The sequence below is a fragment of the Bradyrhizobium sp. USDA 327 genome (assembly GCF_041262065.1).
Classification (GTDB): domain Bacteria; phylum Pseudomonadota; class Alphaproteobacteria; order Rhizobiales; family Xanthobacteraceae; genus Bradyrhizobium; species Bradyrhizobium liaoningense.
Genome location: NZ_JBGCCW010000001.1, coordinates 2001299 through 2022126, shown reverse-complemented (window position 1 = coordinate 2022126; position 20828 = coordinate 2001299). Strand labels below are relative to the sequence as shown.

Annotated in this window: 18 protein-coding genes; 4 read left to right on the top strand and 14 right to left on the bottom strand. The window is 63.6% G+C overall.

Translation table 11 applies throughout. The features are described 5' to 3' along the window. Positions 1-26: 26 nt before the first annotated feature. Both ABIA42_RS09115 and ABIA42_RS09110 read right to left on the bottom strand, forming a co-directional pair. Entirely contained in the window at positions 27-590 is a 564-nt protein-coding gene (locus ABIA42_RS09115) for a cytochrome b (RefSeq protein WP_370114119.1), read from the bottom strand. Further along, positions 587-1639 (bottom strand): catalase family peroxidase, encoded by a 1053-nt coding sequence (locus tag ABIA42_RS09110; protein ID WP_271526178.1) that lies wholly within the window; start codon positions 1637-1639, stop codon positions 587-589. Before ABIA42_RS09110 ends, ABIA42_RS09115 begins: the two co-directional genes overlap by 4 nt. An 835-nt stretch (positions 1640-2474) precedes the next feature. Here ABIA42_RS09110 and ABIA42_RS09105 point away from each other — a divergent pair. Then, positions 2475-2717: a hypothetical protein gene (locus ABIA42_RS09105; RefSeq protein ID WP_271526179.1), complete on the top strand. Its 243-nt coding sequence runs from the start codon at positions 2475-2477 to the stop codon at positions 2715-2717. Positions 2718-2949: 232 nt separating this feature from the next. After that, on the top strand, positions 2950-3183 hold the full coding sequence (locus ABIA42_RS09100; protein ID WP_239622747.1) for a hypothetical protein: 234 nt from the start codon (positions 2950-2952) through the stop codon (positions 3181-3183). Between the two features lie 322 nt (positions 3184-3505). Here the strand turns inward: ABIA42_RS09100 and ABIA42_RS09095 are convergent, their stop codons facing one another. The 6 genes from ABIA42_RS09095 to ABIA42_RS09070 form a co-directional block, all read right to left on the bottom strand. Next, complete coding sequence (locus ABIA42_RS09095) at positions 3506-4216, bottom strand: hypothetical protein (RefSeq protein ID WP_271526180.1); 711 nt, start codon at positions 4214-4216, stop codon at positions 3506-3508. Next, positions 4213-5499, bottom strand: a complete 1287-nt coding sequence (locus ABIA42_RS09090; RefSeq protein ID WP_370114122.1) for an efflux RND transporter periplasmic adaptor subunit — start codon at positions 5497-5499, stop codon at positions 4213-4215. Before ABIA42_RS09090 ends, ABIA42_RS09095 begins: the two co-directional genes overlap by 4 nt. Next, positions 5496-8678, bottom strand: coding sequence for an efflux RND transporter permease subunit (locus ABIA42_RS09085; RefSeq protein WP_370143759.1), 3183 nt, complete (start codon positions 8676-8678; stop codon positions 5496-5498). Before ABIA42_RS09085 ends, ABIA42_RS09090 begins: the two co-directional genes overlap by 4 nt. 60 nt (positions 8679-8738) lie before the next feature. Continuing rightward, positions 8739-9776: an RNA polymerase sigma factor RpoH gene (gene rpoH, locus ABIA42_RS09080; protein ID WP_370114124.1), complete on the bottom strand. Its 1038-nt coding sequence runs from the start codon at positions 9774-9776 to the stop codon at positions 8739-8741. A 147-nt stretch (positions 9777-9923) separates the two neighbouring features. Further along, positions 9924-11348: an ATP-binding protein gene (locus ABIA42_RS09075; RefSeq protein WP_271526183.1), complete on the bottom strand. Its 1425-nt coding sequence runs from the start codon at positions 11346-11348 to the stop codon at positions 9924-9926. Positions 11349-11364: 16 nt separating this feature from the next. After that, on the bottom strand, positions 11365-12042 hold the full coding sequence (locus tag ABIA42_RS09070) for a response regulator transcription factor (protein ID WP_271526184.1): 678 nt from the start codon (positions 12040-12042) through the stop codon (positions 11365-11367). A 485-nt stretch (positions 12043-12527) separates the two neighbouring features. On the opposite strand from ABIA42_RS09070, the gene ABIA42_RS09065 reads away from it, so the two are divergent. Beyond that, the gene (locus ABIA42_RS09065) at positions 12528-12773 is read left to right on the top strand and encodes a hypothetical protein (RefSeq protein ID WP_271526185.1); all 246 of its coding nucleotides are present in this window, start codon (positions 12528-12530) and stop codon (positions 12771-12773) included. A 264-nt stretch (positions 12774-13037) separates the two neighbouring features. Next, entirely contained in the window at positions 13038-13424 is a 387-nt protein-coding gene (locus tag ABIA42_RS09060; RefSeq protein WP_370114127.1) for a hypothetical protein, read from the top strand. A 156-nt stretch (positions 13425-13580) separates the two neighbouring features. On the opposite strand, the gene ABIA42_RS09055 is transcribed toward ABIA42_RS09060, so the two are convergent. The 6 genes from ABIA42_RS09055 to ABIA42_RS09030 form a co-directional block, all read right to left on the bottom strand. Next, a complete protein-coding gene (locus ABIA42_RS09055) occupies positions 13581-15644 on the bottom strand; it encodes an acetoacetate--CoA ligase (RefSeq protein ID WP_370114129.1) in 2064 nt (687 codons plus the stop codon). Between the two features lie 96 nt (positions 15645-15740). Then, the gene (locus tag ABIA42_RS09050; protein ID WP_370114131.1) at positions 15741-16436 is read right to left on the bottom strand and encodes an ABC transporter ATP-binding protein; all 696 of its coding nucleotides are present in this window, start codon (positions 16434-16436) and stop codon (positions 15741-15743) included. Further along, positions 16436-17185, bottom strand: coding sequence for an ABC transporter ATP-binding protein (locus ABIA42_RS09045; protein WP_271526188.1), 750 nt, complete (start codon positions 17183-17185; stop codon positions 16436-16438). Before ABIA42_RS09045 ends, ABIA42_RS09050 begins: the two co-directional genes overlap by 1 nt. Then, positions 17182-18480 carry a branched-chain amino acid ABC transporter permease gene (locus ABIA42_RS09040; protein ID WP_370114133.1) on the bottom strand — a complete coding sequence of 433 codons (1299 nt, stop codon included), beginning with the start codon at positions 18478-18480 and terminating at the stop codon, positions 17182-17184. Before ABIA42_RS09040 ends, ABIA42_RS09045 begins: the two co-directional genes overlap by 4 nt. Continuing rightward, positions 18477-19424, bottom strand: a complete 948-nt coding sequence (locus ABIA42_RS09035) for a branched-chain amino acid ABC transporter permease (RefSeq protein WP_271526190.1) — start codon at positions 19422-19424, stop codon at positions 18477-18479. The genes ABIA42_RS09040 and ABIA42_RS09035 overlap by 4 nt, the downstream gene beginning before the upstream one ends. Before the next feature lie 108 nt (positions 19425-19532). Next, positions 19533-20765, bottom strand: a complete 1233-nt coding sequence (locus ABIA42_RS09030) for a branched-chain amino acid ABC transporter substrate-binding protein (protein ID WP_271526191.1) — start codon at positions 20763-20765, stop codon at positions 19533-19535. Between the last annotated feature and the right edge of the window lie 63 nt (positions 20766-20828).

The following is a 20828-nucleotide window of genomic DNA, read 5'->3' as shown; positions in this document are numbered from 1 at the left end:
TTGCACGCCCACAGGTGCGCGGTGACTCATTCGGTCGGCTTCATCCGCTGCCGCTGCGGCAGAGGCGACATCGTCGCGAACACGCCATCGCGACGGATCAGGGCGTGGAACAGCGCGGCTGCCAGATGCAGCAGCACGAGGGCGAAGAACGTGAGCCCCAGATAGACATGCGCATTCCAAAACAGCGTGTGCGCGTGGTCGCTCTGCGGCAGCAACGCCGGAATCCGAATCCCGCCGTACAGGACAACCGGATAGGCCGCGGCCCAGAGCATGCCGAGACCAAGCAACGGCATGACGATCATGAAGCCATAGAGCAAAAGATGCGACAATCGCGCTCCCAGCTTCATCGCCGGCGGAAGGTCGGCCGGCAATGGCGGCGCGCCGAAATGAAGCCGCAACGCCAGCCTGACCAGGACGAGCACGAGGAGTGCAACGCCGAGCGTCTTGTGGATCAGGATGAGCGGGAGGTATTTCTGAGCCACGGTGGACACCATGCCTACACCGATGAAGAGCATGGCGATGATGCAGATCGCCATCAGCCAGTGCAGCAGCCGCTGGATCGGGGCGAAGCGTTGCGGGACACTGGTCATGGCTTGGCAACCTCGGTTCTCGGATAGTCGCCGGCTTCGGCTGCGCGAAGATCGTAGGATTTGCGGTAGACGGACGAGCGCGCCGCCGGGAACGGATCGTCCGACACCCGGACGCCCTGCGGCAGCACAGTCGGATCGAAGTTGATGTCGCGGCAGGGCCCATCCCGCTCAGGTTCAATTCGCTGCACCACCAGCGTTCCGACCTGGGCCTTGCGCCGGTTGTCCGGCCAGGCTTTGCTCGGATCAGCGGTCGGATCGCCCGGCTCGGCCACAGTGGTGACCATGGTCCACCGTTGCGGCGCGGACTTCACCCTGTTCGTGATCTCCTGCTCGAGAAAATCCGGGCCGCGTTTCTCAAGCTCCGCCTGGGCGATGGAAGCAGGCTCTGCCGTGGGCACCAGCGACCACCGCACGGTGTGCTCATCGCCCTTCGCGTTCGTGAAGACGAAGCTGTTGAGACTGTTATACGAGTCCTCCGCGTAGCTTCCGGTCCAGGGCGCCGCCTTGGCCCAGGCTGCGAAAGCGGCGAACTCCGGATTTGCGCTGATGAACGTCTTCATCGCCTCCGGATCCTTCTTGCCGGCCGCAACCAGCAGATCGTGAAACGCGTCAGGCGTGGACACCGCAAAGAATGGCGGGTTGATCATCGCCATTCGCCACTCCTCTCCGTCCGCCGCCGATATCTGGAGCCCCATGCCGCGCACGCGCACGGTCGCGTCCACCGCGTTCGGATCGGCCGTACCGAGATTGAAACGGCCCAGAACCGGATAGCGGCCCTGCACGAACACCTTGGCGCGGGACAGCTCGACACCATTTCCGTTCGCTTCGAACATGCCGGTGAAGCAGATTCCCTTGGCATGATTCCGCCGGTGCCCCAGCGGCGGGCCGCTCGGAGGCGTCAACGCTGCAATCATGCGATCCGGCGTAAGACGCCCCGGCGTGAGCCACCCCGCGGTATACGCAAAGGCGGCGGCGCTGCCGCCGACCACGGCGGCAATCAGAACGAGCCATCCAAGGCTCGAACGCTCTACTCTACCTGGCTGATTCATCAAGTCCTCTCGCAACGCGGCGGCCGCCCGGCGCTCGAAAGCGCGCAGCTCTCCGCTTGATGACATGAGTGGAACTTAGCGGACCGCCGCTATGCCGATCTTCCCAAACGCACCGTCAATTTCGTGAAGGCACGCACTTTCTGAATGCCGTGAGGCCCTGCCCCGCCCAATCACGAGGGCTGCGCGGTCGCGTGCAATCCCGATACAAGCGCGCGGAATGGCAAGATCGCCTCAATTCGTCATGGCATCCTGATCCGGCAATGAGGCGTCGAAACCATCCGCGCACTTCTCCGTGACGGAGTGCTGAGCGGCGAGCGCATTGCGGAACGTTCCGGAGCACGGGGGATGCGGTGCTTGCCAAGGCCGCAATGTATCCGATCGGTGGATCGGATGACGCCCCCGGGGCATCCACTGCTGCTTGAACAGAGCCCACCACTCTGACGATGGAGGCGCCGTACCGAGTGAATTCTTCGGATACGGCCCCGAGAGCACAATCCAGGCAACGACGCAGAAACGAGATTGACCTCATGGCTCGCAGTCCAGCTGCTGCGTCTAGAACCGGGCACCGCGCGCGATCTGACCATCGCACGATGGCGCGATCGATTCTGACATCGCTGACGGAATTCTGTTCGACGACGTATGAGGTATTCGTCGAAAGCCTGGGCTCCATGTCTTGCACTCGGCCATCTTCTCGCAACAGTGATGCACAATCACGGGCCTTGCGGACGAGGCTGCCTATATATCTCGACATAGAATACAATTCTGGAAACGCCGTCAGCCGAGCAGCGATCCCCACAAAGCGACTCTCCGCACGAGAAAGCAATGGAGACTCGCTATGAATGCATTCAAGATCCTGATCGCCTCGGTGCTGATCTCAACTGCGACAGTATCGTCGGCCTCCGCCGCCTGGTCCTTCGCCGACCAGGAGCCCGCAACCTTTGCCTCGATGTATCCCGACCGCGACGTGCTGAATGGTGGTGCGTTGACCCCGGCAGGACGAATGGGGCTCGAGCGCCCCGGTGGCGCGGCTCCCGTGTTTGGCGCGGTTCAGGTTCGCAACCACCACTGGCGCCGATGACAAGCCGAACGAGCAAACAAGTACAACTACCAGATTCAGGTGACCATCGTTCACGCCTCAAACGGAGTACGACCGCGCGATGCGGCGTACCCGCGGCGTGGATGTGCATGCATCCCTTCGTGCAACGACGAAAATGATCGTTCAATTGATACTGCCGATCCGGTGCACGCATGCACATGTCTGATGCGCGAGCCGAGGCGTTCCCGGCGTCGCTTTGTCAAGGAGATGTACGATGACTACACTGAAGCTGTTCTCGGCCGGGTTGATCGCTGCGGCCATGGTTGCTTCCCCGGCGATGGCGCGTGAAGGCAATACGAACGCGCGGCGGACGAATGTCGATGCCTACGCGTCGGCTCAACGTGTTCCGGTTACCTCCAAGCGCGGTTGCACGCGGGCTCCGGACGTCGGCGCCTATGCATCTGCCCCGTGGCGTCGCCCGCCCTGCGAGCCCAAGTCCGGCTATTGAGCGCACCGGCCGGACAACGCTGCCCCGGCAGAACGCAATTGCGCGTGCTGAACTGAAGCGGGTCGTTGCGCGTCTCGGGGCCTTTTGGCTTACGCGGAAAAGAGGAATGGCAGCTCCTCATGCTGTCATTCCTCCAATTCGATCGACAACTCTCGAGTCGTCCGCTCTGTCACCGCCGCTGCACGGGCGATGGAGGTGCCGACATCAGGAATGATTGCCGCCGCCCGGCAGAGCGGCGACGACCGTTTCGGGTGACGCATCCATCCGTCTGTCGCGATGGTCGCGACATGGCGATAAGGCGGTTGCGCTGCACGGCTGTCCCTCAGCACCCCGGCGGCAAGATCGGCGAGACTCCGGGCGTCGGCGCCGCACCTGACGCGTTGGCCGGCAGCACTGTCGCAGGAGATGCCAGATTCATCGTCATGCTTTCCGCACAGGTCGAGGTGTTGGGGCTGGGCGCGACGACAGCACTCGGATCAATGCCCGTTCCGACGTCGCCGCTGATCGCGACCGGGATCGTACCCGGCGGCGGCCCGGCCTGCACTTGCGGGATCGAGAGCGGCAAACTGGCCGCGCTCGCCACCGTCCCGCCCGGCGTTGAGCTGCACGCCACCGTCACTCCTGTCCCTGACGGCGCGGCCGCGGAAATTGTCCCGATCGAGCTCCCATTCTGTCCCATGACCGGTACGATTGGAGCCACATTCCCCGCCGTCGGCGATCCCGTGCTCGATGTGGTCGGCATTGTGGGCATCGACGTCGGAGACATCGGAGACGTCGATGGTGGCGCACAGACGACGACCGTACCCGGGGTCGTCGGATCCGAGGCGAGCGGAACGGGTGCCAGCGTGGTGTCGGGCGCGCCCTGCACGGTCGTTGCGGAGAACGGACCCGGGCTATTGAGCGGTGAGGTGACGATCGCGCCCGGTACGGTCGGCAGGCTCATCGCCGTGCTGCCGGTCGTCGCGACCTGGGCTTCGCCCGCAGAGCAGCCGAGCAGCAGGATGGCGAGCGCGGCGCAACCGATCCGGATCATGTCTGTCCCCCCTGGCTGGCCTCATTCTTGCGAATGGTGACCTGGCTGCCCTCCGCCAGATTGACCGCCGGATTGAGCACGACTTGCTCACCGGGCCGCACGCCCTCGCGCACTTCCACCGACGTGCCGAAATCCCGCGCGATCGAGACCTTCTGCAAATGAACGGTGCCGTTGCGCACGACCGCGACATGAAGGCCGTTCTGGTCGAAGACCAGCGCATCGGCCGGAATCGACATCGACGGCGTCTTGCGCGGGATCGACAGTTCGACCGTGCAGTAGATGCCGGGGTTCAAGGCGCCATCGGGATTGGGCACGTCGATCTCGGTCAGCAGCGTTCGGCTTCCCGGCTGCAACGCGGTCGCGATGCGCGTGACCTTCCCTGGAAATGCCCGGTCCGGGATCTCGGGAACGTGAATCTCGGCCTCGACGCCCGGCGCGACGCCGAAGGCCTCGTCCTGCGGCACGAAAACTTGCGTTCGGATCACGTTCGAATGCATCAGCGTGAACATGAAGGTCGATCCCGCCTGAACGAGGCTGCCATTGTCCACGTTGCGTTGCGTGATCACACCGTCGAACGGTGCCACCACGCGCTGGTAGGCCTTTTCCTGTTGAAGCACGCGAATCTGCGCCTCTTGTGCCGTGATGTTCGATTGGGCGACGCTCACGGCCGCCTGCTGGGCGCGCAGGGTAAGACGGTCGTTGTCGCCCTGCTGGGCCGTCAACCAGCCCTGCTTGACCAGATTGCTGTCCCGCGTATTGGTGACGTCGGCAAGCTCCCGACTCGCCTGTGCCTGCTGCAACGCCGCCTGGTTCTGCGCCAGCGTCGCCTGTGCCTGCGCGATCTGCTGGTCGAGTTCCGGCGCGGTGATCTCCGCCAGGAGATCGCCCTTCTTCACATGATCGCCGATATCGACGTAGCGCTTCTCGATGTAGCCGCTGGCCCGTGCGAAAATGTTCGCCGCCTCGAATGCCGTCGTCGTCGCCGGCAGGGTGACCTTCATGAACTCGCCGCTGGCGCGGACCGTGGCCACCCGAACCTCCGGAACGGCAGTCCTGATCTGCTCTGCCGATACAGCCAGATCGCGTGCGGCCTGATAATGCCGCCAGCCGCCCACGCCGAGTCCGCCGGCAAGGAGCAGGAACATGGCGCCGCCGAGCCATGCGCCGCCGTACCGGCGGCGCGGTCGCGCGCTCTTGCCTGGGAGCTCCACGATGCGGCCGCTTTCCGCATCCGGCGGCTCGCTCAGGTCGTGGCTGTTGGTCCGCACGCGAACATCGCTCATTCCGGTAACTCCTCGAACACGCCCTGGTGAGGCTTGCCGTCGTTGCGCTTGCGCAGCCAGGCGAAAAGATAGGGCACGATCAGCAATGTCGTCGGCGTTGCGAACAGCAGCCCGCCGATGACGGCACGGGCGAGCGCCGCGTTCTGCTCCTCGCCCGGCCCTCCTATCGCCATCGGGATCATGCCCACGATCATCGCGGCAGCCGTCATCAGCACGGGGCGGATTCGCGTACGGCCCGCGCTCAGCGCAGCCTCGAACGCGGTGTGCCCATTCAGTTGCGCGTCACGCGCGAACGTCACGAGCAGGATGGAATTGGCCGATGCGACGCCCACGGCCATGATCGCACCCATCAGCGAAGGCACGTTCAGCGTCGTCCCCGTGATGAACAGCATCGTCATGATACCGCAGAAGGTCGCGGGCAACGCCATGATGACGACAAGGGGGTCGCCGAAGTTCTGGTAATTCACGACCATCAACAGATAGACCAGGATGGCGGCAAACAGCAGCCCGATCCCGAGATCGCGGAACGATTGATGCATGCTCTGGATCTGCCCCAGGACCTCAATCGAATTTCCCGGCTGGAGCTGCTTTTGAAGCGTCGACGTGACCTTGCCGATATCGGCCGAGACGCCGCCGAGATCGCGCCCCTGCACGCTCGCATAGACGTCATACACCGGCTGAACGTTTGCCTGGTTCAAATTGGTGGGTACAGTCCCGCGCTTGAAGGTCGCAACATTGCTGAGCAGCCCAGGCACCGTCTGTCCGCTTGCAGCCGACGAGGCCGAAACCGGCGTGTTTCCCAGTGCGTTGAGCGAGTTGGCCCTGTACTCCGGCGTCTGAACGGCAAGATAATAGGGGATGCCCGACGTCGGGTCGGTCCAGAAATTCGGCGAGACCTGGGCGGACGAACTGAGGCTGACATTGATGTTGGTCGCCACCGTGCTGGCGTTGAGCCCCAGCTGTGCGGCCCTTGTGCGGTCGATGTCGGCGTAGAATGCGGGAGCGTCGACCTCCTGTTGAAGATGCGCGTCGACGACTCCCGGAATGGCCGCCAGGCGCTTTTGCAGCTCCTTCGCCACGGACAGATTGTTGGCGCCGTAGCCGACGGTACGGACGTCGATTTGCGCCGGCAGGCCGAAATTCAGGATCTGGGTGACGATGTCCGCCGCCTGGAAATAGAAGACGTCCTCGGGGAATGCCGCTGGCAGGACCTGGCGCAGCTTCTTGACGTAATCCGCAGTCGGCCTGTGGCCGTCCTTGAGCGATACCAGGATCGTGCCGTCGTTCACTCCTATCGTCGATCCGTCGGTGAAGGCCAGATTGTAGGGACGCGCCGGCAAGCCGATATTGTCGACGATCAGCCCGCGATCCCGATCCGGAATGACTTCGCGGATCTTGTCCTCGACCGCCTGGAAGATGGCCTCGGTGCGCTCGATCCGGGTCCCGGCGGGCGCACGAACATGGAGCTGGATCTGACCGCCGTCGATCAGGGGATAGAAGTCCCTGCCCACGTAGACGAACATGACGGCCCCAAGCGCCAGCACGAGCACGGCAGCGATCGGCACGATGCTGCGGCTCCGGAGCAGGGTCGTCAGGAGTTCGGAATATCCGTCGCGCAGGCGCTCGAAGCTGCGCTCGAACGCGGCGGATGCGCGCGAAAACATGCCGGACGAACTCTCGCCCTCGCCATGGCGCCGCTCGCCCTTCAGCAGCAGACCGATCGTGATCGGCGTGAGAGTCCGCGACAGCGCGTACGACGCCAGCATGGCAAACACCACCGCAAGGCCGAGCGGCGTGAAGAGGTATTGCGCCGGTCCTTCGAGGAATATGACCGAGGTGAAGACGCAGCTGATGGCGAGCGTGGAGACGAGCGTCGGTACGGCGATCTCGGCCGCACCGTGCAGTGTCGCTTCCGACAGCGGCATCCCCTCCTCGGTCCAGAGCCGATGCGTGTTCTCGATCGTCACCGTCGAATCGTCGACCAGAATGCCCACTGCGAGCGCCAGCCCACCCAGCGTCATCGTGTTGAGGGTCTCGCCGAGAAAATGGAGCACGATGAGCGAGGACAGCATCGCGAGCGGGATGGAGATCAGGACGACGAGCGTCGACCGCCACGATCCCAGAAATACCAGGATCATCAGCGCCGTGAGACCGGCCGCGATCGCTCCTTCGCGCAGCACGCCGTCGACGGAGTGGGTGACGAAGACCGATTGGTCGAACAATTCGCTGATCTTCAGCCCGGCCGGCGCCGACGCCCGAATCGACTTCAAGGCCTGCTTGACCCCGTTGACGACGGCAAGCGTCGAGGCGTTGCCATTCTTGATCACGCTGAGCAGAACCGCACGGTGACCATCCTCGCGCACGATATTCTGCTGGACCTGCGATCCGTCCCGAACCTGGGCGACATCCTTCAGCAAGATCGTCGCGCCGTTCGCGAACTTGACCGGGATCATGTTGAGATCCTTGATCGAGGCCGGCGTCGCGTTGGTTCGCACGGTGTACTGGGTATCGCCGATCTTCGCCGTTCCGGTCGGCAGCGTCAGGTTCTGGGTGTTCACCGCATTGACGATGTCGAGCGGCGTCAATCCGCGCGACGAGAGTTTGTTCGGGTCGATGTCGACCATGATCTGGCGATATTTGCCACCGGCAGGCGTCGGCAGCGTCACCCCCGGAACGGGAGCCAGTTGTTGCCGGATCCGATAGATGCCGAAATCGTATAGTTGCTGCTCGTTCAGTTTGTCGGACTGGAGGCTGAGCTGCAGCACCGGCACGCTCGACGCATTGAACTGCACGATCACGGGCGGCTGAATGCCCGGCGGCATCAGCGCGCGGATGGCGTTCGTTGCCGATACGATTTGCGAGATCGCGAGATCGAGATTGACGTCCGGCTGGAAGTAGATCTTTTGAACCGACAGACCATTGAGCGTCTGCGCTTCGATGTTCTTGATGCCGCTGACATTGGCGCTGATCGAATACTGGCTGTACGTGGAGACGCGCTGCTCCATCTCCGGCGTCGAGAGGCCGGTATAGCTCCAGATAACGGTGACGACGGGGATGCGGATCTCGGGAAAGATATCCGTCGGCATCGACCAGACCGAGATGCCGCCGAGAAACAGGATCAGCGCCGCGAGCACATAGAATGTGTGCGGAAACCGGAGCGCAAAGCGGACAATTCCCATGGAGACGACTACTTCGAGAAGGTTGCGGGAACTTTTCAGATGGCGACGATGCTTGACCGTTCAAATGAAATCGAGTTCAGCATCGCGACCTCTCGATCGCTCACGTAGATGCGAACGCCTCACGCTCGAGATAGTGTCGGGACAGGTGGGTGGCGACAGAGACGACGCCGCGCGCCGCCCCTGTCCCCGGGCGGTGGCCGCGGGCTCCAGGGTGGCACGGATGGCGGCACGCCTGACCTTTGCAAAGGCGCGAATCTCGATCTGCCGAACGCGCTCGCTGGAGATCGAAAGCTCGCGGGCGAGCTGATCGAGCGTCGGGGGATGCTCCGCCAGCCGCCTAGCCTCCAGCACGCGCCGCTCGCGTCCCGTGAGGCCATTCAACGCAATGCGCAGGGCATCGGTCCGATGTTCCATCTGATCCTGATCGGCAAGGACGGTCTCGGCGTCGCTCGCCTCGTCCACAAGCAAGGCCTCCCACTCGGTACCTTGCTCGTCGCCGCCAACCCGTGCATTCAGCGATAGGTCGCCGTGCAGGCGGCAATCCATCTCCATCACATCGCGCGCCGAAACTTCGAGCTTGGTGGCGATCGCCTCGGCGACATCGGGGGTAAGCCGTGCCATCCCGCCCTGGCCGGCCTTTCTCATCTCGCCGCGAAGCCGGAAGAACAGCTTCTTTTGCGCGGCCGTTGTTCCGATCTTGACCAGCGACCAGGAGCGCAGGATGTATTCGTGGATGGCGGCCTTGATCCACCACGTCGCATAGGTGGAAAATCGCGAGTTTCGGTCGGGCTCGAACCGCGACGCGGCAATCACCAGCCCGAGATTGGCCTCGGCCATGAGATCTGCGAATGGAAGGCCGTATCCCCTGTAGCTCCGCGCGACCTTGGCGGCGAGCCGGAGGTGGCTCGTGACGAGCGCGTTCGCGGCGTCGCCGTCCCTCGTCTGCTGCCAGCGACGCGCAAGCTGCTGCTCCTGCTCGCGTTCGAGCAGGTCGTACCGGCCGATGACGGAGGAATACGCATTGAACACAGCAGCCGCCGTACGCCTGCCCGGCTCAGCCGTCTCGATCCTGCTCAAACCCGCATGTCGCATTGGCATCTTTTGCTCCCACATTCGAACCGGCAAGTCGAACGTAAGAAGCCTCCGACTGACGGCGCCAGTAAACTGCACTTAACAAGCCTGAATTCGCTTTCAGAGATCCCGCCGCTCTTTCCGCTTCGCACGGGTCGCACGTGGCATCGGCGGTCACATCGGCGCGAGGCTCGCGTGAAGCGAACGATCCGGCGCCGATGCCGCGGGTTCGCGTGATGTCGCGCCCGTCGTGGCGAGGATCTCCACCCGTCCGCCGGGTGCCGGGCAAATGGTCAGGCAGAAGCCGTGCAGCTTCAGAATCGCAGCGACGAGGCTCAGTCCCAGTCCCACTCCCGGCGTGTTGCGCATCTTGTCGGAGCGATAGAACCGACGCAGCACCGCCTCGCGCTCCGACTCGCCGATGCCGGGGCCGGTATCGCTCACGCGCACGAGCACGGCCCTGTCGTCCGACACCAGCTCGAGCGTCACTCTTCCGCCCGCGGGGGTGAACTTGACGGCATTGTCCACGAGATTGGCAACCGCCTCGAACAGCAGGTCCCGATCACCCCGCACCTGCACTTTGCGGTCGATCTCGACATCGATGTCGATATCCTTGTCTTCGGCAATGGGTTCGTACACGTCGCACACCTGTCGCAGGATCTCGTCGAGCGCGACATCGCCGAAGCCGGCCGTACGGCTGCTGCTCTCGATTTCGGCCAGGCGCAGCAGCGCGGTGACGATTGCGAGCGATTGGTCGATTCCGGCCATTGCCTTGTCCACGATGTCCTGAAGGTCCTCCAGCGTGGCCGCATGCGTGCGCCCGCGCTCCAGAGCCAGGCGGACTCGCGTGAGCGGTGTCCTGAGATCGTGAGCGATATCGTTGCCGACACCCGCCAACGCGTTGATCGTGGTCTCCATTTCATCGAGCATGCCGTTGACGATCCTGGCCAGCCGCGCGAACGGATCGTCCGCGTTGGTCTCCGGGAGTCGCTCGCGGAGATCGCCGGCCACGATGCGCTGGACCCTCTGGTTCACCTGCTCGACTCGCCTCTGGGCGCGGACGCTCAGCCAGGCCCCGGCCAGTAGGCAGAGGCAGAATGCCGGCAGCAGACCGAGCAGCAGCGCCTGCCCGACGACGATCGATATCTCGCGCGTCTCGTCGACGTTCCTTCCAATCACAAGGATATGGCCGTTGCCCAGCCGCCTGCCGGCGGCCTTGACAACGGCATCGCGAACCGCCGACGGCCCGGCCCGTGCGAGCCGCACGCTCCGGACCGGCCCGCCGAGATCGAGCTGTGATGGCAATCGCCCGATGTTGCCGGCAAGCGGAGTCCCTACGGCATCAAACAGGCCGGCATATTGCACGCCCCTGGAATCCTGCTTGAGATGATCGGAGATCGCGTCGATGAGACGGCCGGGCGGCAGCTCGGCCATGAAGTTGAGCTGCGTTGCAATCATGCGGTCGGATCGCATGATCAGGTAGTCGTCGATCTTCCAGTAGATGAAGGCGAACAGGGCGGCGACGAACAACGCCAGCGTGGCTGCTATCGCCGCGGCCCACAGGAACGTGTTCGAACGAATGAACTGAATCTGGCGCATCGATCCGCCGAACCTGTTAACGAGTGCGCAGCACGAAGCCGGAGCCGCGAACGTTGTGGATCAACTGCGTCTCGCCGGGGCCGTCGACCTTGTGACGAAGGCGGCCCATGTGCACATCGATGAGATTGGTGGTTGCCGGGACGAATTTGTAGTTCCAGACCTCCTCGAGCAGCATCGCACGGGTCAGCAGCTGATCGCTCCGGCGCATCATGTATTCGAGCAGACGGAATTCGCGCGGCAGCAGATCGATCTCGCGCTCGCCTCGCCGCACGGTCCGCTCGATCAGGTCGAGCTCCAGCGGTCCGGCATGCAACGTGGTCTCTCGGCTGTCGATCGGACGCCGCAGCAACGCCTCCACCCGGGCGACGAGCTCGATCAGCGCGAACGGCTTGGTGAGATAGTCGTCTCCGCCGACGCGCAACCCGCGCACCCTGTCGTCGACCGCGCCGAGCGCACTCAGCACCAGGACGGGCGTCCTGACCTGGTCCTTGCGCAAGGCCTCAATGACGGTCAGCCCGTCCATTCCGGGCAGCATGCGATCGACGATCAGGGCATCGGGAGACGATTCGCGCGCCCGATCGAGACCGTCGATCCCGTCGGGCGCCCATCGCACCTCGAACCCGCGCTCGGTAAGTTCGGCCACGATCGCGTCGGCGGTCTCGGCATCATCCTCGATCAGGAGTATCCGCGTCATTGTGCTGGTCCCACGTCCTGCGAGGCCTCGAGGCCGGCGGCGAAGCATGGGCTCGGTGATCCGCGACGACATGTTCAATGCCCGCCCGGGCCGAACACGCGAGGCAAGACCCGCATGCGACGCACCGCTGTCTCGCAACAGAAGTAATCCTGCGTGGAATGAAGCACCATTAAATTGCATTTCAGAGCGCCCGGGAACACGGCCACTGCTAACGTCGGCGCGAAGGCGATCGAATGTGCTGTCGCAGTGATCATCTCTCATCTCCATGCAGCAGGACGTTCCAGCAGATATGTCCTCAGCGAGGCTGCTGTTACGCGCCAAGATCGAAAGCGTTGCGGGTTTGCACGATCGTGCTTGCCGGCAAGGCCGGGATCACGGTCCATTGAACGCGGGTGAGCAATTCGTGCGTTTTGTCGACGCGCGTTCGTCCGCACCTCCTGCGCAGGCCGGCTTGGACTGCCAGCTGTCATCAAAGGAGAAGCCAAATGACCACTCTCAAGCTCTTGTCGACCGGACTGATCGCAGTCGCCATGCTCGGGGGACCCGTCATGGCGCGGGAGCACCATGACGGCGCCCGGCCATCCGTCATGCAAGCCGATCCGGTTGCATCGTACGGGCCGGTCTATCAGGTCGGCCGCGCCTGCGTTCCAGCGCCGCGTGTCGGCGCGTTTGCGACGGCGCCGTGGACCGGCAACAACGTCCCCTGTGAGCCGGGCACCGGCAGCTTCTGATCCGACGACGTCGCGGCCGGCCGGGCACCTCGCTCGGCCGCCGCCTTTCGACGATGGGGACGAGCCTGACGTTAACCCGCCCACGCTGGGTCGTCGCGCCAGCGGATCACCTCGCCGATACGCAGCGCCCCGTCCCTGAAATCGAATTCAGTGGGATTGCCGCACGAGCTTCCTATCTTCCCTTCAAGACGGGAATTTGCTGGCGGCACGAGGCTGAAGCGACGGCATCGGCCGCCGGGCATCCCCACACGAAAGGAGTCCCTCATGAAACGAGCATTGATGATCATGGCGGCAGCGGCGCTTGCCTCAGCGCTGGCGGTCGGAACGGCCGAGGCACATGGCGGCGGTGGTGGTGGCCACGGCGGCGGTGGCTTCGGTGGCGGACATATGGGCTTTGGCGGCGGCCACATGGGCTTCGGTGGCGGCGCGCATTTCGGCGGCATGGGACATGCCGGCGGATTCGGCGGCGGAGCCCGATTCGGCGGCGAGCGCCTCGGCTTCGGCGATCACGTCGCAACCCGCAGCCTCCGGCAGCACGCGTTTCACCGTTTTGACCGCTTCCGGTCCGGATATGGATTCTACGGCTATCCGGATTGCTACGACTGGTATGAGCTGCATCCGGGCCAACCCTTGCCGCTGAGCTGCAGCTAGCTCCGCGCGCACCGCGCCGATCGGTCCGGACCACGCAAGCTCGCGGCCCGGATCGCTCGAACTGTGCGCGCGAAGACCACACAGCAGCCTACGGGTGGAGCCACTCCTCGGCATGCCTGCGCAGTGGTCGGACGGCAGATGCCGTGCCCATCGCGGTCAAGCCGTTCCTGCGACCTTCTTCAGGTGCATCGCTGCGAAATCGAGATACCAATCCAGACAGCCGGGATTGGCCATCGCCTCCCTGTTGATGACCTTCTCCACGGACTGGCCGAGCAGCAGCTTCTTGATCGGCAGCTCCTGCTTCTTGCCGGACAGCGTCCGCGGAATCTCGGCGACGGCGAAAATCTCGTTCGGCAGAAAGCGCCGTGACAGGCTAGACTCGATTGCCTTGTTGATCTTCGCCTGCATCGCCGCATCGAGCGCAATGCCGTCTCGCAACACGACGAACAGCGGCATGTAGCTGTCGCGGCCGAGATATTCGAGATCCACGACGAGGGAGTCGAGCACCTCGGGCAGCGACTCGATTGCGGAATAAAGCTCGCTCGTACCCATGCGCAGGCCGTGCCGGTTGATGGTGGCATCACTGCGGCCATAGATGATACAGGAGCCATCCGGATTGACCTTGAGCCAGTCGCCGTGCCGCCACGCCGGACCGCGCCCGCTGCGGTCGAAATCGTCCGGATAGGTTTCGAAATAGCTCGCGCGATAGCGCGCCCCACCCTCGTCGTACCAGAAATAGAGCGGCATCGACGGCATCGGCTCAGTACAGACGAGCTCGCCGACCTCGTCGATGACGGCGTGCCCCTGTTCGTTGAAAGCTTCCACGGCCGCGCCCAGCAGCCGGCACTGCATGGCGCCCGGCGTCTGCGGCAGCTCGCGGTTGCCGCCGATGAAGGCGCCGGCGAAATCGGTCCCGCCGGAAATGTTCGCCCACCAGATGTCGGCCTGCGCCTTGCTGCCGTTCGTCTTCGACAACGCAGCGAAGCGCGCGTTGAACCAAGTCTGCGTGTCGGCGCTGAGGGGCGAGCCGGTCGAGCCGAGGCAACGCAGCTGCGAAAGATCGCCGGCGGCAGCAAGGTCGATCTCGGCCTTGGCGCAGTTCGCGAAGAACGCCGCGCCCGCCCCGAAAAAGGTCGACTTCGATTGCGCGACGAAGCGCCACAGCGTGGTCCAGTCCGGCTTGTCCTTCGCGCCGGCCGGGCTGCCGTCGAAGATGCAGCAGGTGGTCCCGCTGAGCAGGCCACCGACCTGGCTGTTCCACATGATCCAGCCGGTCGAGCTGTACCAGTGATAGCGCTCGCCGAAGGAATTTTGATCATAGGAACAGCCGATGTCGTTGTGCAGCCCCAGAAGCGCGAGCGCCACGATGATGATGCCGCCATGGCCGTGTACGATCGGCTTCGGCAGGCCGGTCGTGCCGCTGGAATAGACGATCCAGAGCGGATGATCGAACGGCAGCCAGATCGGCTCGAAGGCATCGATTGCCGCGCCCGTTCTGGCGAGAATGTCGGAGAGCAGCGCGTCCGGTGCCGCAGCTGCGCCGGCTTCGCTGTGCAGGATGACGTGCTCGACGGTCGGCAGGGACCGCCTGAGCTCGCCGACGACGTCACGACGGTCATGCCGCCGGCCGGCATAAGTGACGGCGTCGCAGGCGATCAGCACCTTCGGTTCGATCTGCTTGAAGCGGTCGATCACCGCAGGCGCCGCCATGTCGGGCGCACAGACGCTCCAGATTGCACCGATGCTGGCTGTCGCCAGGAACGCAACGATGGTCTCGGGGATGTTCGGCAGATAGGCCGCGACGCGGTCGCCGGGGCGCACGCCCTTGTCCTTCAGATCCAGCGCGAGCGCCGCTGCCTTGCGCTGCAGCTCCGGCCAGCTCGTCTCCGTGAGCCTGCCGTCCTCACCGCCGCTGACGATTGCGGGCAGCCCGGCTGCGTCTGCCGCCGCGACATGCCGGAACACCTGCCTGGCGTAATTTACCTGCGCGCCGGGAAACCACACCGCATTCGGCATTCTGCGCTCGGCAATCACGGCGGCAAACGGCATCGGCGATTGCAGATCGTAATAGTCCCAAATGCTGCGCCAGAACCCGTCGAGATCGCGCACCGACCATTGCCGCATTTCTTCGTAGCTAGAGAAGAAAAGGCCGCGCGTATTCCCGAGCCATTGACGATACAGGGCCATTTGAGGGACGTAGGGAGCTGCCGGAGCTGCCATCATCAAATTCCGAAGGTTTATGGATTGCGAGAGGTGCAGCCGAACTCGGGACGTGTGCCCTGTTGCAGCCGTTGAACGGTCCGTCTCACAATAAGTTCAAACCTCGAGCCACTCCTGGCGAACCGCCGCGTTCGCCCTGAGTTGGTCTGGCGTGCCTTCAAAAACCACGCGACCGTGTCCCATGATGTAGACGCGCTTCGAGATGCGCATCGCGATCGATAATTTCTGCTCGACGAGCAGGATCGCGACCCCGGCTTGCGCGATGCGGACGATGAGATCTCCCACCTGCTGCACGATCAGCGGCGCGAGACCCTCCGTCGGCTCGTCGATCATGATGAGATCAGGATCGCCCATCAACGTGCGGCACGTCGTCAACATCTGTTTCTCGCCGCCGGAGAGGACCCCAGCAGGCGCGTCGGCGCGTGCGGCGAGGTTGGGAAACATGTCGAGCATGTCCTGCAGCCGCCATTTGCCCGGCCGTCGCGTGTCCTTGATGCCGAGCAGAAGATTCTGTCGCACCGTCAAGCTCGGGAAAATATCGCGATGTTCGGGAACGTAGCCGAGCCCGAGGCGTGCGATCTTGTAGCTCGGCAGGCCCGCAATGTCCTTGCCCTTGAAGCGGATCGTGCCCCGCGGAACGACCTCGCCCATGATCGCCTTGACCGTGGTCGAACGCCCGACACCGTTGCGGCCGAGCAGGCTCACCACTTCGCCGGCGGCGACATCGAGATCAACGCCCTGGAGAATGTGGCTCTTGCCGTAATAGGCGTGGAGGTTCCTGACTTCGAGCATCAGTGTGCCTCCTCCCCGAGATAGGCTTCCCTGACCTTCGGATCGCGCCGGATCTCCTCGGGAGTGCCCGAGGCGATGATATGACCGTAAACCAGCACCGAGATGCGGTCGGCAAGGCCAAACACGACGCTCATGTCGTGTTCGACGATGACCAGCGTTCGCCCTTCGGTCAGGCGCCGGATCAGCGACACCGCGCGCTCCGTCTCGGCGTGGCTCATTCCAGCGGTCGGCTCGTCGAGCATGACGACGGTAGCGCCCCCTGCGATCGTGATGCCGATCTCCAGCTCGCGCTGCTCGGCATATGTCAACAGACCGGCCGGGACGTCGCGGCGGTGCGTGAGGTGAATGTCTTCGAGAATCCGGGCGGTCCGCTCGCGCACCTCAGGCAGATTGTCCACGTTCTTCCAGAACGCGTAGCGATGCCCCGTGGCCCACAGCACCGCGCAACGGACATTTTCCCAGACCGTCATGCGGGCGAACACGTTGGTGACCTGGAACGAGCGCGATAGCCCCCGCCGGTTGATCTCGAACGGCTGCAGGCCGGAGATCACGTCGCCATTGAGCCGGACCTCGCCCGAAGTCGGCTTGATATGCCCACTGATCAGATTGAACGTCGTCGACTTCCCCGCGCCGTTCGGACCGATGATGGCGTGCCGTTCGCCCTGCGCGATGCTGAGGTTCAGGTCGCGAATGATGCCAACGTTGCCGAAGCGCTTCTCGACGGCGCGGACTTCGATGGCTGCAGTCATGCCAGATACCCCCGATCACGCGCGACCGTGGCCGCCCGATCCCATGCTTCGCCAACCCGCCGCCACGTCAATCGCGCGATGACGAAACCACCGGCCACCAGAACCGCTGCGGCAATCCAGGTGGCCGGCGACTTGGGATTGAAGGCAATGCCGAACAGGTTGATCGCATTGGCCTCCCCGCCGGAATGACGCGCAATCGTCTCGATCACCAGAATGACGCCGCAACCGAGCGCCACGGTCGGCACGATCGCGACGAGATAAGACGGAATCACCGTCCATAACGCTCCGGCGCGAAGGAGCGGCCGGTGCATCATCACGAGGCCGGCGATGCCGCCGGGCGAGAACATCACGATGCCGATGAAGATGATGCCAAAATAGAGCTGCCAGACGCTGGTGACGCTGGTCAGCCCGAGCTGCAGATAGGTCACCAGGATCGCGCCGAGAATGGGTCCGAAGAAATAGGCGGTACCGCCGATGAAGGTTGCGAACAGCACCAGGCCGGATTGGATCGCGCCGAGATAGGCCGAATTCGCGATCTCGAAGCTGATCGCGGCAAGCCCCCCGGCGATGCCGGCGAAGAACCCAGCAAAGCAGAAGGCAAGATAGCGGACCACGTGAGGATCGTAGCCGATGAACTGGACGCGTTCGGGATTGTCACGGACGGCATTGCTGATCCGCCCCAACGGGGTTCGGGTCAGTGCGTACATCGCGATCGCCGATACCACCAGCCAGAACGCGATCAGATAATAGACCTGGATCTGCGGCCCGAAGGTCCAGCCGAACATGCGCGGCAGCGCCGTGCGGTCCGTCGTGATGCCGGCTTCGCCGCCGAAGACCGACCGGAGGATCAGAGACGAAGACGCCACCAGCTCGCCGATGCCCAGCGAGATCATGGCGAACACGGTGCCGGCACGCTTGGTCATGAGCCAGCCGACGAGGATGGCGAACCCGAGGCCACCGAGGCCGCCGAACAATGGGATGAACGGAAGCGGGATCGGCCAGCCGTGGGCGACGACGGCGTTCATCACATGGCAGGCCGTGAAGCCGCCGAGGCCGTAGTGCACGGCATGGCCGAAAGACAACAATCCGGTCTGTCCAAGCAGGATGTTGTAAGAGAGCGCGAACACGATCGCGATCCCGATCAGGCTGAAGGACGTGAGGGAGCCGCCCGACGAGAACACCAGGGGCAGCACGATAAGGACGATCACGCCGACCAGCCAGACACCGTAGAAGCGCATGTTCTCGCGGGCCGCGTTCGCCGCGGGTTCCGATACCGATGTCGTTGCCGTAGTCATGATTCGCGCGTCCCCATCAGGCCCATGGGGCGAACGATCAGGATGATGACCAGCAGAAGATAAGGAATGATCGGCGCGACCTGTGCGATTGTGACGTTCCAGATGTCGGAAAGAGCGGAAGGTCCCCCCGATGAATCGAGCGGACCGAAGACGCTGGCCAACGAGCCATTCAACGCCACTGCAAAAGTCTGCACCAGGCCAATGACGAGCGAGGCGACGAAGGCGCCGGGCAAGGAGCCGAGGCCGCCGAACACGATGACCACGAACAGGATCGGCCCGAGCGCGGCCGCCATGTCGGACTGCGTCACCAGCGCCGGTCCCGCAATGACACCGGCAAGGCCGGCCAGCGCGCTGCCCACGCCAAACACCACCATGAACACGCGCCCCACATTGTGGCCGAGGTGTCCGACCATGTGAGGATGCGTCAGCGCCGCCTGCACGATCAGGCCGACCCTGGTACGCCGCAGCACCAGCAGGAGCGCGACGAAGATGACCACCGATACCGCGAGCATGAAGATCTTGTAGGCGGGATAATTGGTGGAGAAGATCGTGAAGGCTGGAAAGTCAAGCAGCGCCGGCACGCGATAGTCGACCGGGCTCCTGCCCCAGATCATTGCGACGATCTCTTCGATCGCGAATGCGAGGCCAAAGGTCAGCAGCAATTCCGCGACATGGCCATGCTTGTGGGTGTTGCGTAGGCCATAGCGCTCGACCGCCATCCCGATCGCGCCGACCAGGAGCGGGGCGAGCACGAAAGCCGGCCAGAACCCGATCCATTTCGTCAATTGAAAGCCGAAGAAGGCGCCGAGCATGTAGAAGCTGGCATGGGCGAAGTTGAGCACGCCCATCATGCTGAAGATCACCGTCAGCCCGCTCGACAGCAGAAACAGCAGCATGCCGAACAGCACACCGTTCAGGGTCGAAATAACAATGAGTTCAAGCACAGCGCACTCGTGAACCATCCGAGGCAGGGCCCCGGTTTCCATCCAGGAAGCATTCGGCCGCCACCTGCCCGCAGCGAGAATGCCGCGGGCCGGCGGCGTGTATGGCCCTTACGGCCGTGTCATCTTGCAGGTCGTCGAGACCATGGCCTGTGGGGTATCGACCTTGGTGACCAGATGCCAGCCCCAGCCGGTGTTCTCCTCGTCGAACGGCTCGTTCGCGGCAAGCTTACCGAAGGAGGAGATGTAGATTGGCTGGAAGAACTGATGGTCGTCCTTGCGCATGAAGCCGGTACCGCCATCCAGGACCTCGAACTTCAGGTCCTCGAGCGCCGCCGCCACCTTCACGGGCTCAACCGAGTTGGCCTTCTCGGCCGCGGCCTTGAACATGCGCATCTCGTTGACCGCACGCGGATACCAAAGCGACATGTTGACCTTGGCACGGAAGGCCTTCTCGTAATCCATCGCGGGCTGGTGGCCCGAATTGGCAAAACCTTCCGTCAGCTGGAATACCTGATGGTCGAGACCCGTCTGCTTGATCGCGGTCGGCCCACCGGCGCCACCGGCATAGTAGGTGTACCAATTGACCTTCAGACCAGCATCAGCGGCGGCCTTGAGCAGCAGCGCGATGTCCTGACCCCAGTTGCCCGTAATGACGCTGTCGGCACCGGAAGCCTTGATCTTGGCGATGTAGGGCGAGAAATCCGTGACCTTCAGCAGCGGATGCAGTTCGTCGCCGACAATCTGGACATCAGGCCGCTTCGCCGTCAACATCTTGCGCGCATCGCTGCGTACCGACTGACCAAACGAATAGTCCTGGTTGATCAGGTACACCTTCTTGATCGAAGCGACGTCCTTGATGTAGTTCGTCAGCGCCTCCATCTTGATGTCGGAGCTGGCATCCCAGCGGAAGTGCCAGTAGCTGCACTTTTCGTTGGTCATGGCCGGATCGACGGCAGCGTAGTTGAAGTAGAGCACTTCCTTGCCGGGATTGCGCGTGTTGTACTTCGTGACGAAATCCTCGAGCGCCAGGCCGACGGACGAGCCATTGCCCTGTGTGATGTAGCGAACCCCGGCGTCGATCGCCTTCTGGGCCTGCACCAGGGCCTCCTGCGGATTGGTCTTGTTGTCGAAGGGCACGATCTCGACCTTGCGGCCCAGGATGCCGCCCTTGGCGTTGAGCTCGTCAGCCAGGTACTGGAATGTCTTCAGGCCCCCCTCACCCACGCTGGCGCCGCCACCGGAGAGTGGATCGATGTAGCCGATCTTGACGGTATCCTCCGCCCGTGCCGCATGGCCGAGCATCGGGGCAATCACGGCGGCGGCCAAAATCAGTCTACGCATAATGTTTCCTCACTGATTGTCGACTTTAGTCGGTGCATGCGTGGATCGCATGCACGGTTTGGA

Bases quoted from the DNA above. Each gene is read 5' to 3' on its own strand.
- ABIA42_RS09075 (WP_271526183.1), bottom strand. From the start codon at position 11,348: ATGCGCCAGATTCAGTTCATTCGTTCGAACACGTTCCTGTGGGCCGCG.
- ABIA42_RS09100 (WP_239622747.1), top strand. From the start codon at position 2,950: ATGACTACACTGAAGCTGTTCTCGGCCGGGTTGATCGCTGCGGCCATG.
- ABIA42_RS09055 (WP_370114129.1), bottom strand. From the start codon at position 15,644: ATGGCAGCTCCGGCAGCTCCCTACGTCCCTCAAATGGCCCTGTATCGT.
- ABIA42_RS09110 (WP_271526178.1), bottom strand. From the start codon at position 1,639: ATGAATCAGCCAGGTAGAGTAGAGCGTTCGAGCCTTGGATGGCTCGTT.
- ABIA42_RS09040 (WP_370114133.1), bottom strand. From the start codon at position 18,480: ATGACTACGGCAACGACATCGGTATCGGAACCCGCGGCGAACGCGGCC.
- ABIA42_RS09060 (WP_370114127.1), top strand. From the start codon at position 13,038: ATGAAACGAGCATTGATGATCATGGCGGCAGCGGCGCTTGCCTCAGCG.
- ABIA42_RS09030 (WP_271526191.1), bottom strand. From the start codon at position 20,765: ATGCGTAGACTGATTTTGGCCGCCGCCGTGATTGCCCCGATGCTCGGC.
- ABIA42_RS09090 (WP_370114122.1), bottom strand. From the start codon at position 5,499: ATGAGCGATGTTCGCGTGCGGACCAACAGCCACGACCTGAGCGAGCCG.
- ABIA42_RS09050 (WP_370114131.1), bottom strand. From the start codon at position 16,436: ATGCTCGAAGTCAGGAACCTCCACGCCTATTACGGCAAGAGCCACATT.
- ABIA42_RS09085 (WP_370143759.1), bottom strand. From the start codon at position 8,678: ATGGGAATTGTCCGCTTTGCGCTCCGGTTTCCGCACACATTCTATGTG.
- ABIA42_RS09065 (WP_271526185.1), top strand. From the start codon at position 12,528: ATGACCACTCTCAAGCTCTTGTCGACCGGACTGATCGCAGTCGCCATG.
- ABIA42_RS09070 (WP_271526184.1), bottom strand. From the start codon at position 12,042: ATGACGCGGATACTCCTGATCGAGGATGATGCCGAGACCGCCGACGCG.
- ABIA42_RS09105 (WP_271526179.1), top strand. From the start codon at position 2,475: ATGAATGCATTCAAGATCCTGATCGCCTCGGTGCTGATCTCAACTGCG.
- ABIA42_RS09045 (WP_271526188.1), bottom strand. From the start codon at position 17,185: ATGACTGCAGCCATCGAAGTCCGCGCCGTCGAGAAGCGCTTCGGCAAC.
- ABIA42_RS09115 (WP_370114119.1), bottom strand. From the start codon at position 590: ATGACCAGTGTCCCGCAACGCTTCGCCCCGATCCAGCGGCTGCTGCAC.
- ABIA42_RS09095 (WP_271526180.1), bottom strand. From the start codon at position 4,216: ATGATCCGGATCGGTTGCGCCGCGCTCGCCATCCTGCTGCTCGGCTGC.
- rpoH (WP_370114124.1), bottom strand. From the start codon at position 9,776: ATGCCAATGCGACATGCGGGTTTGAGCAGGATCGAGACGGCTGAGCCG.